Consider the following 13,639-nt stretch of genomic DNA (forward strand, 5'->3'; position numbering starts at 1 on the left):
CGGAGGCCGTCACAGGAAGGGGGTGCCCGGGTCGACGCCCGAGAGTACGCGGCCGTAGATCTCCAGGTTGGTGGCGGGGTTGACGAAGGAGTGCAGCGTCAGGGCGTTGATGTCGCGGGCGATGCGCTGCAGGGGCACGGACCGCTGGAGGGAGGAGGCGCCGGCGGCCGAGGCGAGCAGATCGACGGCCTCCTTGCAGAGCCGGGTGAGATAGCCGCACTCGGCACGGATCCTGGACCGCTCCAGCGGGGTGTACGGGTCGCCGTCACGGGCCTTGGTCTCGATCTCGGCGATCAGCCGGTCGGCCACCAGTTCGGCGGCGGAGATCCTCAACTGCGCCTCGGCGAACTGGAGATGGGTGACGGTGGCCTCGTGCTGCCGCTCGTGGAAGGTGTACGTGATGCCGCGCCGGTGGATGCGCTCCTCGAACTCCGTGAGCGCCGCCCTGCCCAGCCCCAGTGCGGCCGCCGCCGTCCAGGCGCAGAACAGCAGCAGCACGGGCATGCGGTAGAAGGGGTCGTCCGCGTTGGTCTTCGACGGGGTGCTCCCGGCCAGCATCGGCGCGACCGGGAGCACCCGGTGCGCGGGGACGGAAATGTTCCGGGCCACGACGGTGTTGCTGCCAGTACCGGCGAGACCCGTGGTGTCCCAGTCGTCCAGGATCTCCAGCTCGGACATCGGCACCGCGAGCCACAGGATCTCGGGCGGTCCCTCCTGGGGCCGTCCGTCGGCGGGGACGACAGTGGCCGTCAGCAGATGCCAGTCCGCGTGATGGCAGCCGGTCGCGAAGCCCGAGGCGCCGTCCACCCGGTAGCCCCCGTCGTACGGCACCGCCGTGGCGCCGGGGACGAGCGTGCCGCCGATCCTGACGTCGGGGCCGGCCGGTCCGGTGAAGAAGTCGTCCTGCGCCTCGTCGGGAAAGAGCGCCGCGATGTACGAGACCCCCGCCTGACTGAGCGTCACCCAGGCCGTGGAGGCGCATGCGAGGGCGATCTCGGCGAAGACGTCGACCTGGGTGTGCAGCGGGGTCCGGTAACCGCCGTACCGCGCGGGGACGTTCATCCGGTGCACACCGGTGCCGCTCAGCGCGGCGACGACCTCGTCCGGCACCCGCCGGTCGTGCTCGGCACGCAGCGCGTTCTGCCTGATCAGCGGCCGTAATTCCCGTACGCGTGCGACGATCCCGGCATCGACCATGCGGACCACCGTGGCGCGAGGGACCAGCTGTGTCAACGCCCCGGGATCCGGCCACTTCCGGCGCCACCGGACGAGATGGTGCTACAGTGCGATCAGCACTTGTGTACGCCGCTTCCAGGCGCCGGTGCAGATTTCCCTCTCTCCCGCTGATCCGCCCGTCGATTCCGACCGGCGTACAGCATCTTCTTCGCAGCACCTCTCTTCGTACGGCGTTCGTCCGCCGTACGGGTTTCGAGAAGTGACGCGTTCCGCCGTGCAGGGCGTGAAGTGACCGCTCCTGCTCCGGCCTCTCCCCCAACCGCATGACAGATCAGAGAACTTCAACCATCCGTCCGCGAAAGGACACCCACCATGACCACCACACTCGAACGCCCGCCCACTCCGGTCACCGACCAGGAGCAGGCCACCGGCGTACTCGACATCACCTCGAACGGGCAGGGCCACCTGCGCGCCGAGAACCTGCTCCCCACAGGAGCCGACCTTCAGGTCCCCGCCTCGCTGATCCGCCGGTACGGCCTGCGCAAGGGCGACCACGTCGAAGGACTGCGCGGCCGGCAGCGCGCCCTCACCGAGATCCGGCGGATCAACGGCCGTCCCGCCGACGAGGCACGCGGCCGTCCGCACTTCCGTGACCTGACCCCGCTGCACCCGCGCGAGCGGCTGCGCCTCGAACACCCGGCGGGCGGTGCGACCACCCGCCTCGTCGACCTGGTCGCGCCGATCGGCAAGGGCCAGCGCGGCCTGATCGTCGCCCCGCCCAAGACCGGCAAGACCGTACTGCTCCAGCAGCTGGCCGCCGCCGTGGCCGGCAACCACCCCGAGGCCCGGCTGATGGTGGTGCTCCTCGACGAGCGTCCCGAGGAGGTGACCGACATGCGCCGCTCCGTGCGCGGCGAGGTGTTCGCGTCCACCTTCGACCAGAGCCCCAAGCAGCACATCGCGCTGGCCGAGCTGGCCGTCGAGCGAGCCAAGCGGCTCGTCGAGGCGGGCCAGGACGTCGTGATCCTGCTCGACTCGCTCACCCGGCTGTGCCGGGCCCACAACAACGCGGCCGCGGCGGGTGGCCGTACCCTCAGCGGCGGTGTCGACGCGTCCTCGCTCCAGGGGCCCAAGCGGCTCTTCGGGGCGGCGCGGCTCGCCGAGGAGGGCGGCTCGCTCACCATCATCGCCACGGCCCTCGTGGACACCGGCTCCCGTGCCGACGACTACTACTTCGAGGAGCTCAAGAGCACCGGCAACATGGAGCTCCGGCTGGACCGCACCCTCGCGTCCCGCCGTGTCTTCCCCGCCGTCGACATCACCCCGTCCGGCACCCGCCGCGAGGAACTCCTCGTCCCCGCGGCCGAGTTGGCCGCCGTACGAGGTCTGCGACGCGCCCTGCACTCCCGCGGTGACGGCCAGGCCGGTCTGGAGACCCTGCTGGAGCGGCTGCGGCGGACCCCGGACAACGCGACCTTCCTCCGGCAGGTCCAGCAGACGGTGCCGGGCAGCCAGTAGGCGGCCGGGAACACCTGCCGCGCGTCGGCGTCCGCTGCGGCATCCGGGTGTTCGACAGCTCCGTTCGGCCGAGGCGGTTCGCCTTGCGACCTGCGCGTTCCTACGTTTGCGGTATGACCATCGGACTCCCTGCCCGCACGGCCGTCTCCTGCTCCGCCCTCTGCGTCGTCGGGGCGCTCGCCCTCGGGCCGGCACCGGTCGCGGCCCTCGGCGGGGCGCACACGCCCGTCACCCCTCGCGTCGGGACGGGCGGCGCGCACACCGGGCCCACTCCGAGCACCGCCCATCCCCCGCCCGCGCCTCCCGCGAAGTCGTCGCCCCCCGCGCCGCCCCCGACCCTGGACCGTCCCGGGACACAGGTCCGGCTCCGGGCCGGAGCGCCCGGCGTGCCGCAAGGGATGTCCGCCCGGTCCTGGCTGGTGGCGGACGCCGACACCGGAGACGTGCTCGCGGCACACAACGCGCACCTCGCCCTGCCGCCCGCCAGCACGTTGAAGACCCTGTTCGCGGTGACCGTGCTCCCGGTGCTGCCCTCGGCGGTCCGGCACACCGCCACCGAGGCGGACCTGGCCGGCATCGGCCCCGGCAGCAGCCTGGTCGGGGTCCGCGCGGGGCACACCTACCGGGCGTCCGACCTGTGGCGGGGCGTCTTCCTCAACTCCGGCAACGACGCCGTCCACGTCCTCGCCGCGATGAACGGCGGCTGGCGCGCCACGGCCGCCCAGATGCAGGCCAAGGCCCGGTCCCTGGGCGCCCGTGACACCCATGTCGTCTCACCCGACGGCTACGACATGCCCGGGCAGGTGTCGTCCGCCTACGACCTGGCCGTCTTCGGGCGCGCGGGGCTCCGCAACACGGACTTCGTCCGCTACTGCGCCACCGTCCGCGCGAAGTTCCCCGGCGACGGCTGGGCGTACGAGATCGAGAACACCAACCGGCTGCTCTCCGGCGCCGACGGGGTCGCGCCCTATCCGGGGCTCATCGGCATCAAGAACGGGTCCACCTCGCAGGCGGGCAGCACGCTCGTCGCCGCCGCGCGCCGGGGCGGACACACCCTCGTCGTCACCGTGATGAACCCTCAGGAAGGCGGCAGGTTCGCCGTGTACGAGGAGGCGCGCTCCTTGCTCGACTGGGGATTCGGGGCCACCGGCCGGGTCGATCCGGTCGGCTCGCTGCTGCCCCGTCCCGTGCCGAGGGCCACCGCGGGTCCGGCGGCCGGGGCACGGCCCGGCCCGGGTTCGGCCGCCGTTGCGCCGACCGGTCCCCCGGCGCCCGCGGACCGGGCCGCCGAAGACTCCGAGGGGGCCGGTGGCTGGCTGACGACCGCGGGAACGCTCGCCGGCGCGGGCGTGCTCGGCGCGGGTGCCGTGGCGCTGGCCCTGCGCCTCCACGGCCGGCGCTCCACCGCCCGGCGCTGACCGACGGGCAGCCCGAGCAGCAGCCCCAGCGTGATCCACACGTACGCGTTGCTCCCGACGAAGCCGTCGATGCCCGACGCGTCGTCGAACCACAGCCACACGACGCTGCTGCACAGCAGGACGTACAGGCCCGCGGTGAACCACAGCAGCCGTGCGCGCCGCCGCCGCAGGCCCGTCTCGGTGAGGATCAGCAGCGAGGGCAGCAGCCAGACGAGGTGGTGCACCCAGGTGATGGGGCTGACCAGACAGGCGGCGAGTCCGGTGAGGGCGAAGGCGCCGAGGACGTCGCCCGTGGCGAGGGCCCGGCGCGCCCGCCACACCCACACCCCGAGGACGGCGAGCGCCAGCAGCGCCCAGACGGCGCGGCTCGGCTCGGCGGGGTCGGCGAGACGCGCCAGTACGCCTTGCAGCGACTGGTTGGAGACATAGGCGAGGCGGCCGATACGGGACGTGTCCCAGACCGCGTCGGTCCAGTAGAAGCGGGAGGCGTCCGGCGCGACCAGGGCCGCGAACGCGGTGGCTGCCCCCGCGACCCCCGTGGCGGTGGCCGCCGCGCGTGGGCGCCGGGCGAGCAGCAGCAGGACGATGAAGATCGCGGGCGTGAGCTTGACCGCCGCAGCGAGCCCGATCCCGACGCCCGTCCAGCGGCTCCGCCCGTGCGCGATCAGCCGGGCGTCGGCGAGGACGAGCGCCAGCAGCAGGAGGTTGACCTGGCCGAAGCTGAAGGTGTCGCGGACCGGTTCCAGCAGCGCGAGCAGACAGACGCCCACGGCGAGCCCGAACAGGCCGAACCGGCGCAGTCGGCGCCCGGTCAGCACGTACATCGTGTGCAGGACGAAGGCCGTCGCGGCGAGGTTGAGCAGCAGGCCGACGGCGATCGCGGTGCGCAGTCCGAGCAGCGCCATCGGCAGCATGCCGACCGCCGCGAACGGCGGATACGTGAAGCCGTACGTCGTCCCCGGCACCCGGTAGTCGTAGAGGTGCCCGCCGTGGTGGATCCAGGTGCCGACGGCCCCGTGGTAGACGCGCAGGTCGAACCAGTCCCGCAGCAGGGGCACGGTCGCGGTGAAGACGGTCACGGCGGTGGCCAGGGCGAGGACGAACAGCACACGCCCCCGGTCGGAGCGCGGCAGCCTCATGCCGTCCGCCCCAGGACGGAGGCGTTCGACGTCTGGTGCGCCTGCCAGAGGACGACCAGCGCGAGCATCCCGCCCGACACCGCGAGCGCCAGCTGCTCGCTGTCGGGCGGCCCTCCGCTGGGCAGGACGGCGAGGGCGAGCGCTCCGGTCACCGCGGCCACCCGGTGGCGTACGGACGCGCTGGGCGCCGCCGCGGCGATGAGGAACAGGCCCCACAGCGCGTACCAGGGCCTGATGGCCGGGCCGAGCACGGCCACCGTCGCCAGGCTGAGGCCCAGCGCGTAGACGGGGCTGACGCGAGGGCGGCGCAGCCAGATACCGCCGATGACGACGGCCGTGAGGACGAGGCCGAGGGCGTGCCAGGCGGGCAGCGCGTACGGGGCGAGGTCGCTGCCGAGGCCCCGGAGGATGTCGCCGGTGGCGCGGCCCAGGAGGCTGGTGGGCGACCAGTTGTGCGGGGACACGGGTGTCCTCAGCGCGGCGATCCAGCCGTATCCGGTACCGGCCGCGGCGGTCGCGGCGACGGTGGTGGCGAGTGCGGCGGCCGTGGTCGTGGCGACGGACCGCGCCAAGCCCCGTCCGGCGCGTACCTGGAGCGCCACGACGGCCGCCAGGCCCAGCACGGCCGGGGCCTTGACCAGGGCGGCCAGGGTGACGAGGACGGCGCCCAGGACGGGCCAGCGGCCGAGGGCCGCCACCAGTCCGGCGCCGAGCAGGCCGAGCATGATGGCGTCGTTGTGCGCTCCGGCCACCAGGTGCAGCAGGACGAGCGGGTTGAGCGCGCCGAGCCACAGGGCGGCGGCGGGGTCGGCGCCGCTGTGCCGGGCGAGCTTCGGCAGGGCGGCGGCCATCAGCGCCACGCCGAGCAGCGCGACGACCCGCATGCCGAACAGTCCGGCGGGCACCTCGCCCCGCGTGAGCCCGGAGAGCGCGGAGGCGACGGCGAGGAAGACGGGCCCGTACGGTGTCGCGGTCCTTCGCCACACGGGCGCCACCTCGTCCGCGAGGGGCCCGCCCAGGATGGCGGGGCCGTGCGTGTAGACGTCGAGGTGCGCGTCGACCATCGCGCCCTGGGCCAGATAGCTGTAGACGTCCCGGCTGAACAGGGGCGGGGCGAGTAGCAGGGGCACCGCCCACACGGCGAGGACGACCAGCAGCGCACGCGGGGTCGGCGGTTCGGGTCCTCGGACGACCCGCCCCAGCAGCGCCCAGGCGGCGATGAGCAGGACGACTCCGAAGTACACGCCGACCAGGCCGAGTGCCGCCCGTCCGGACGCGAGCGACGGCAGTTCCCGGACGGGCAGGGCGCCGGCCGTCTCGCCTCCCGCCGCGAGGACGACCGAGCCCGCGAGCCCGAGCAGCTGACAGCGACGCAGATCGACGGTGAAATCCTTGGCCAACACTCGGGAAGCGTGTCAAGGCGGGGTGGCCGGAAAGCGACGTGTCCGTCTCGGAGCGGCAGCCGCAGCATGACCGCCGTCTTACCGACCCGGACGGGCGTCCGGACGGCTGTCCGGGTGCGGCTGCTCAGAACACCGACAGGCCGGTGATGGTGGTGAAGCGGTCCAGGGCGGCGACTCCCGCGACCGAGTTGCCGTGTCCGTCCAGGCCGGGGCTCCAGACGCAGACCGTGCAGCGGCCGGGGACGACGGCGATGATCCCGCCGCCGACGCCGCTCTTGCCGGGCAGGCCCACGCGGTAGGCGAACTCGCCCGCCGCGTCGTACGTGCCGCAGGTGAGCATGACCGCGTTGACCTCCTTGGCCTGGCTCATCGTCAGGAGGCGGGAGCCGTCGGCGCGGATGCCGTGGCGGGCGAGGAAGCCGGTGGCCAGGGCGAGGTCCGCGCAGGACGCCTCTACGGAGCACTGCCGGAAGTACGCGTCGAGCAGGGCCGGCACCGGGTTGCCGATGTTCCCGTAGGACGCCATGAAGTGGCCCAGCGCGGCGTTGCGGTCGCCGTGGGCGGACTCGGAGGCTGCCACGTCCTCGTTGATGGCGAGGTGTTCGTTGCCGCTCTCCGCGCGCAGGAAGTCGAGGAGGGTGCCCGCGGCGTCGCCGGTCTGGGTGTGGAGACGGTCGGTGACGACGAGGGCGCCCGCGTTGATAAAGGGGTTGCGGGGGATGCCGTTCTCGTACTCCAGCTGGACGAGTGAGTTGAAGGGGTTGCCGGAGGGTTCGCGGCCGACGTGTTCCCAGAGTTCGTCGGCCTCGTGGGCCAGGTCCAGGGCGAGGGTGAAGACCTTGGTGATGGACTGGGTGGAGAAGGGCTGCCGCCAGTCGCCGACGCCGTACACCGTGCCGTCCAGCTCTGCCACGGCCATGCCGAAGCTCCGGGGGTCGCAGGCGGCGAGGGCCGGGATGTAGTCGGCGGGCCGGCCGCGGCCGGGGGTCTGCTCGATCTCGGCGGCGATACGGTCCAGAACGGGCTGGAAGGTCAGCGGCGAACTCATGATCACATTCTGCCGCCGGGGCACTCCGTGCGCTGCGGGTCGGTGGGGGTCAGCGGGGGTCAGCGGGGGTCACCCGCGCCGTTCCCCGCGCCCCTGAAAAGCCAAAAGACTGCGCAGTTCCCCGCGCCCCTAGGTATTCAGGGGCGCGGGGAACTGCGCGGGTGACCCCCACCGGCCGTCAGCTCACCGCGGACGCGAGCCCCCACCCCCTAAGGGGCGCGGGGAACTGCGCGACCGGCCCCCACCGGCCGCCGGTTCACCGCGGGCCAGAGCCGCCCGCCAACACCTCCGGCCGGAGCACCGTCGCCAGGCGGTCCGCCGGGAGCAGGCCCTTCTCCAGGACCAGCTCCGCCACCCCCCGCCCCGTGGCGAGAGCCTCCCGCGCGATCTCCGTCGCGGCCGAGTACCCGATGTACGGATTGAGCGCGGTCACCAGCCCGATCGAGTTCTCGACGGCCGCCCGCAGCACCTCCGTGTTCGCCGTGATCCCCACGACGCACCGCTCCGCGAGCGTCAGACAGGCCGCCCGCAGATGCGTGATGCTCTCGGACAGCGAGTGCAGAATGATCGGCTCGAACGCGTTCAGCTGAAGCTGACCCGCCTCCGCCGCCATCGTGATGGTGACGTCGTTGCCGATCACCTCGAAGGCGACCTGGTTGACCACCTCGGGAATCACCGGGTTCACCTTGCCGGGCATGATGCTGGAGCCGGCCTGCACGGGCGGCAGATTGATCTCGTTGAGCCCGGCCCGCGGCCCCGACGACAGCAGCCGCAGGTCGTTGCAGACCTTGGGCAGCTTCACCGCGATCCGCTTCAGCACCCCGGACATCTGGACGAACGCCCCGCAGTCCTGCGTCGCCTCGACCAGATTCGCCGCCGTCACCAGCGGCAGCCCGGTGATGTCCGCGAGATGCCGGCGCGCCGCCTCCGCGTAACCGGCGGGCGCGTTGAGCCCGGTCCCGATCGCCGTCGCGCCCAGATTGATCTCGTGGACCAGTTCGACGGCCTCGGCGAGCCGGCTGCGGTCTTCGTCCAGCATCACCGCGTACGCCGAGAACTCCTGCCCGAGCGTCATCGGCACGGCGTCCTGGAGCTGCGTACGCCCCATCTTCAGCACATCGCGGAACTCGACGGCCTTGCCCGCGAAGGCGTCCTGGAGGACGGACATCGCGTCCAGGAGCCCCCGCACCGCGAACACCGTGGCGACCTTGACCGCCGTCGGATACACGTCGTTGGTCGACTGGCCGAGGTTGACGTGCTCGTTCGGGTGCAGGTACGCGTACTCGCCCTTGGCACGGCCGAGCAGTTCGAGCGCGCGGTTGGCGACGACCTCGTTGGCGTTCATGTTCGTCGAGGTGCCGGCCCCGCCCTGGATGACGTCGACGACGAACTGGTCGTGCAGCTTCCCCTGCCGGATCTCCCGGCAGGCCCCGACGATCGCCGCCGCCTTCACGGGCTCCAGCAGGCCCAGTTCCTCGTTGGCGAGGGCGGCGGCCTCCTTGACCGCGGCGAGCGCCTCGATCAGGTGCGGGTACGCGGAGATCGGCGTGCCGGTGATGGGGAAGTTCTCCCTGGCACGCAGGGAGTGAACCCCCCAGTACGCCTCGGCGGGTACGTCACGGTCGCCGAGCAGGTCGTGCTCACTGCGGACGTTCATGTCGGTGCGTGTCTTCTTTCCAGGAGTCGAGGGCAGAGAGGGCGAGCGGGTCAGACGGGCCGGGCCGACAGCGCCGCCGCCGGCGGCTCCGTCAGCGGGTCGAGCGCGCGGGTCGGCCGGATGTGGCCCACCACCGCGCCGCCCCCGAGGAGCGGCGCCCCGGCGAACTCGGTGAGCGCGGCCGGGTCGACGCCGGCACGGGCGAGGGCCGCCGCGGTGACGGGTACGCGTGCGCGGTCGGCGCCGTCGGCGATCTTCACGGCGACGGTCCGGCCGTCCGGCAGCGCCGCGACCTGCACACCCTCGAAACCGTCCTTGGCGAGCAGCCCGGGCACGGCACGCATCAGCGCGGCGACGTCGCGGCCGGAGCCGGACGCCATCTCGGCGTGCTCGCGCATCGCGTCCGCCACCCGCGCCTCGGGCGTGCCGGGCGGGGCCGTCGTGATCCGGGCGGCGGCGCGGGCGAGGCCGTGCAGCGAGACGGCGAACAGCGGGGCGCCGCAGCCGTCGACGGTGACCTGGGCGACGGACTGCCCGGTGAGGTCCTCGACGATCTCCTCGATGGCCTGCTGGAGGGGGTGGGCCGGGTCGAGGTAGTCGTCGAGCGACCAGCCGTTGAGGCGTGCCGTGTAGAGCATGGCGGCGTGCTTGCCCGAGCAGTTCTGGGCGAGCCGGGACGGGAGCCGCTCCGCGCGGATCCAGTTCTCCCGGACGACCGGGTCGAAGGGCAGGTCGGGGACGTTGCGCAGGTCGTCCTCGGTGAGTCCGGCGAGTTCCAGGATGCGCCGGCTGCCGGCGAGGTGGCGTTCCTCGCCGGAGTGGCTGGCCGCGGCGAGCGAGAGCAGGTCGCCGTCGAGCGGCAGCCCGGCCCGTACCATCGCGACCGCCTGGACGGGCTTGAGCGCCGAGCGCGGGTAGAAGGCCGCCTCGATGTCGCCGATCTGCAGGTCCACGCTCCCGTCGGCGGCCAGCACGACGACCGAGCCGTAGTGGATGCCCTCGATGACACCGCCGCGGACGAGATGGGCGACGGGCGCGTGCAGCGGTTCTCTGACGGAGGGTGCCGCGCCGAGCGAACTCCCGCAGCCGGTGGCGGCGTCGGTGCTCATGCGTCCACCTGGCCGTTGCGCAGGGCGTTGACGCGGGCGCGTACGCCGTACCAGCCCGCCACCAGCGCCGCCACGATCAGCGGGAGGCACAGGACGGTGGTGCGGCCCGCTCCCCCGTCCGCGTACATGAGGACCAGGACGGAGGCGAGGAAGAAGAGGGTGACGAGTTCGGTCCAGGGTGAGCCCGGGAGCCGGTAGCCGGGGCGGTCCACCTCGCCCTCCTGCGCCTTCCGCCAGAACTGCAGATGACAGATCATGATCATGCCCCAGGTGGCGAGGATGCCGAGCGCGGCGAAGTTGAGCACGATCTCGAAGGCGTCGGCGGGGACGACGAAGTTGAGCCCGACGCCGAGCACGCAGATACCGCTGGTCAGCAGGATTCCGCCGTACGGGACCTGGCTGCGGCTCATCACGGAGGTGAACCTGGGCGCGGAGCCGGCCATCGACATGGAGCGCAGGATGCGGCCGGTCGAGTAGAGCCCGGAGTTGAGGCTGGACATGGCGGCGGTCATCACGACCAGGTTCATCACGCCGCCCGCTGCCGGGATGCCGATGTTGGACAGCACGGTCACGAACGGGCTCTCCCCGGCGGTGTACTTGTTCCAGGGCAGCAGCATGGACAGCAGGAGCACCGAGCCGACGTAGAAGAGTCCGACGCGCCACATGATCGAGTTGATGGCCTTCGGGAGGATCTTCTCGGGGTTCTCCGTCTCGCCCGCCGCGACGCCGACCAGTTCGACGGAGGCGTACGCGAAGACGACACCCTGGATGATCAGCAGCATCGGCAGCAGACCGCTCGGGAAGAGGCCGCCGTTGTCGGTGATGAGGGAGGGGCCGGGGGTGGCTCCGTCGACGGGGTGCTGGGTGACCAGGACGAAGATCCCGATGAGCATGAAGGCGACGAGCGCGCCGACCTTGACGATGGCGAACCAGAACTCCAGCTCGCCGAAGATCTTCACCGAGATGAGGTTCACGGTGAGCACGACCGCGAGCGCGATCAGGGCGATCACCCACTGCGGAATGTCGGAGAACATGCCCCAGTAGTGGGTGTAGGTCGCGACCGCGGTGATGTCGGCGACTCCGGTGGTCGCCCAGTTCAGGAAGTACATCCAGCCCGCGGTGTACGCGCCCTTCTCGCCCAGGAACTCCCGGGCGTACGACACGAAGGCGCCGGAGGACGGCCGGTACAGGACGAGTTCGCCGAGGGCGCGGACGACCAGGAAGGCGAAGACCCCGCAGACGGCGTACGCGATGAAGAGGGACGGGCCCGCGTCGGCGAGCCGGCCGCCCGCGCCGAGGAAGAGGCCGGTGCCGATGGCCCCGCCGATGGCGATCATGTTGACGTGCCGGGACTTCAGGGACTTGCTGTACCCCGCGTCACCGGCGTCGACATGACCGCTCGCCCTCCTTTTCGGCTCCGCGGGCTGTGTCTGTTCTTCGTGCTCTTCGAGGGACTGCTCGCTCACGCGTGTGTTCCGCCTTCTGTGGGGGTGCCCGCGGGGTCGGTGCGCTCGGGGCGCACGATCGCGGTGAGGGTCGTCTCGACGCGGTCGAGGTGGTGGGCCATGGCGTCGGTCGCGTCGGCCGCGCTGCCGTCGACGAGGGCCTCGACGATGGCGCGGTGTTCACGGTTGGACTGCTCGCGCCGGCCGCCGAGTTCGTTGAGGAACGCCGACTGCCGGGCCAATGCGTCCCGGATCTCCTCGATCACGCGGCGGAAGACCGGGTTCTGGGCGGCCTGCGCCACGGCGAGATGGAAGAGCGTGTCCATGGCGACCCACGCGGTGGTGTCCCGCTCGCGCTCCATCCGTTCGAGCAGATGGGCCAGGTGGTCGAGGTCCTCGGGGGTCCGGCGCACTGCCGCGTATCCGGCCACCGGGATCTCGACGTGCCGGCGGACCTCCATCAGGTCGCTGGCCGTGTAGTCGCCGAAGGTGGGGTCCTCGACGGGGCCCGTCGACACGACGAACGTGCCCTTGCCGGTCCGTGACACGGTCAGCCCCATGGTCTGCAGGGCGCGCAGGGCCTCCCGCAGCACGGGCCTGCTGACCTCCAGCCGTCGGCACAGCTCCGCCTCGGAGGGCAGCTTGTCCCCCACGGCGTACTCGCCGCCCTCGATGGCACCACGAAGGTGCGCGAGTACGGCTTCCATGGCGCTGATGCGCCGCGGCACGGAGCCACCAGCTGTCTGGCTGTCTGACAGGTTCACGGGGGTGATCCTGCGGTGCGCGTGAGGTGACTGTCAAGGTCGGCCGCCCGGCGGCCCGCCGCGGCCCGTTCGACCCCGCCCGGCGACTACGCCCAGATCGCCTGGGCCACCGTGACCCCCACGAAAGCCGCCCCGAGCCCCGCGGTCACGCTCGCGATCGCGTTGAGAGCGGCTTGGGCGCGGGCGCCGCTCTCGGCCAGCCGCAGCGTTTCGTACGAGAACGTCGAGTACGTGGTGAGCGCCCCGCACAGGCCCGTACCGAGCAGCAGTTGCAGGTGGGAGGAGGCCGCTCCGGCCGTGGCCGCGCCGGTCAGGGTGCCCAGGACCAGGCAGCCGACGACGTTCACGGTGAAGGTGCCCCAGGGGAAGCCCGAGTCGTGCCGGGACTGCACCGCGCGGTCGGTGAGGTAGCGCAGGGGCGCGCCGACCGTGCCGCCGAGGATCACCAGTACCCAGTTCACGACGCCTCCCGCCCCGTACCCCACCGGGCCGACACCCGGCGCGTCAGTGCCACGGCCGCCCACACGGCCGCGAGGGCGGCGAGGAGGGTGGCCGCGAGGTAGGCGAGGGCGGTCCGGGGGTGGCCCTCGTCGATCAGTCGCTGGATGTCCACGGCGTAGGTCGAGAAGGTCGTGAAGCCGCCCAGCACGCCGGTGCCGAAGAAGGGGCGTACCAGCGGGTGGGGCGCCCACACCTCGGTGATCAGGACCATGAAGACGCCGATCACGAAGCAGCCGGCGACATTGACCCAGAACGTGGTCCACGGGAAGCCGCCCGCCCGCGCGGGCCAGAGCAGCGCGGCCCCGTAGCGCGCCGACGCACCGGCCGCACCGCCGACCGCGACCACCGCCACGGCCGGCCCCTGGCCCCGCCACACCGGTGCGCGCCGGGCGGGCGCGGTGGTTTCCGCGGGTTCGTCCACCGTCTCCGGATGGGGGCTGGTCATGGGCGGTGTCTCCTGA

11 protein-coding genes and 1 pseudogene are annotated in these 13,639 nt (G+C 72.5%); 2 read left to right on the forward strand and 10 right to left on the reverse strand.

Annotated features, from left to right (window positions below):
• Positions 1-9: 9 nt before the first annotated feature.
• Complete coding sequence (locus J8N05_RS35910) at positions 10-1,197, reverse strand: flavin-dependent monooxygenase (protein ID WP_210890633.1); 1,188 nt, start codon at positions 1,195-1,197, stop codon at positions 10-12.
• Between the two features lie 351 nt (positions 1,198-1,548).
• On the opposite strand from J8N05_RS35910, the gene rho reads away from it, so the two are divergent.
• Positions 1,549-2,694, forward strand: coding sequence for a transcription termination factor Rho (gene rho / locus J8N05_RS35915; RefSeq protein ID WP_210890634.1), 1,146 nt, complete (start codon positions 1,549-1,551; stop codon positions 2,692-2,694).
• Between the two features lie 398 nt (positions 2,695-3,092).
• Positions 3,093-3,713, forward strand: a pseudogene (locus J8N05_RS48065) (D-alanyl-D-alanine carboxypeptidase family protein); the annotation flags it as partial.
• Positions 3,714-3,772: 59 nt separating this feature from the next.
• Here J8N05_RS48065 and J8N05_RS48070 read toward each other — a convergent pair.
• The 9 genes from J8N05_RS48070 to crcB (J8N05_RS35965) all read right to left on the reverse strand — a co-directional run bounded on the left by J8N05_RS48070 (position 3,773) and on the right by crcB (J8N05_RS35965) (position 13,623).
• Positions 3,773-5,251 (reverse strand): glycosyltransferase 87 family protein, encoded by a 1,479-nt coding sequence (locus tag J8N05_RS48070; RefSeq protein WP_210890635.1) that lies wholly within the window; start codon positions 5,249-5,251, stop codon positions 3,773-3,775.
• Complete coding sequence (gene mptB, locus J8N05_RS35930; RefSeq protein ID WP_210890636.1) at positions 5,248-6,654, reverse strand: polyprenol phosphomannose-dependent alpha 1,6 mannosyltransferase MptB; 1,407 nt, start codon at positions 6,652-6,654, stop codon at positions 5,248-5,250. Before mptB ends, J8N05_RS48070 begins: the two co-directional genes overlap by 4 nt.
• A gap of 124 nt (positions 6,655-6,778) precedes the next feature.
• Positions 6,779-7,702 (reverse strand): glutaminase, encoded by a 924-nt coding sequence (locus J8N05_RS35935; protein ID WP_210890637.1) that lies wholly within the window; start codon positions 7,700-7,702, stop codon positions 6,779-6,781.
• A 256-nt stretch (positions 7,703-7,958) separates the two neighbouring features.
• On the reverse strand, positions 7,959-9,359 hold the full coding sequence (gene aspA, locus J8N05_RS35940) for an aspartate ammonia-lyase (RefSeq protein WP_210890638.1): 1,401 nt from the start codon (positions 9,357-9,359) through the stop codon (positions 7,959-7,961).
• Positions 9,360-9,409: 50 nt separating this feature from the next.
• Complete coding sequence (locus J8N05_RS35945; protein ID WP_210890639.1) at positions 9,410-10,468, reverse strand: asparaginase; 1,059 nt, start codon at positions 10,466-10,468, stop codon at positions 9,410-9,412.
• Positions 10,465-11,934 carry an amino acid permease gene (locus J8N05_RS35950; protein WP_210890640.1) on the reverse strand — a complete coding sequence of 490 codons (1,470 nt, stop codon included), beginning with the start codon at positions 11,932-11,934 and terminating at the stop codon, positions 10,465-10,467. Before J8N05_RS35950 ends, J8N05_RS35945 begins: the two co-directional genes overlap by 4 nt.
• The gene (locus J8N05_RS35955) at positions 11,931-12,620 is read right to left on the reverse strand and encodes a FadR/GntR family transcriptional regulator (protein ID WP_210894032.1); all 690 of its coding nucleotides are present in this window, start codon (positions 12,618-12,620) and stop codon (positions 11,931-11,933) included. Before J8N05_RS35955 ends, J8N05_RS35950 begins: the two co-directional genes overlap by 4 nt.
• Positions 12,621-12,763: 143 nt before the next feature.
• Positions 12,764-13,138, reverse strand: a complete 375-nt coding sequence (crcB, locus tag J8N05_RS35960) for a fluoride efflux transporter CrcB (RefSeq protein ID WP_210890641.1) — start codon at positions 13,136-13,138, stop codon at positions 12,764-12,766.
• A complete protein-coding gene (gene crcB / locus J8N05_RS35965) occupies positions 13,135-13,623 on the reverse strand; it encodes a fluoride efflux transporter CrcB (RefSeq protein WP_210890642.1) in 489 nt (162 codons plus the stop codon). Before crcB (J8N05_RS35965) ends, crcB (J8N05_RS35960) begins: the two co-directional genes overlap by 4 nt.
• Positions 13,624-13,639 lie beyond the last annotated feature (16 nt).

It is taken from the genome of Streptomyces liliiviolaceus (assembly GCF_018070025.1).
GTDB classification, from domain to species: Bacteria; Actinomycetota; Actinomycetes; order Streptomycetales; family Streptomycetaceae; genus Streptomyces; species Streptomyces liliiviolaceus.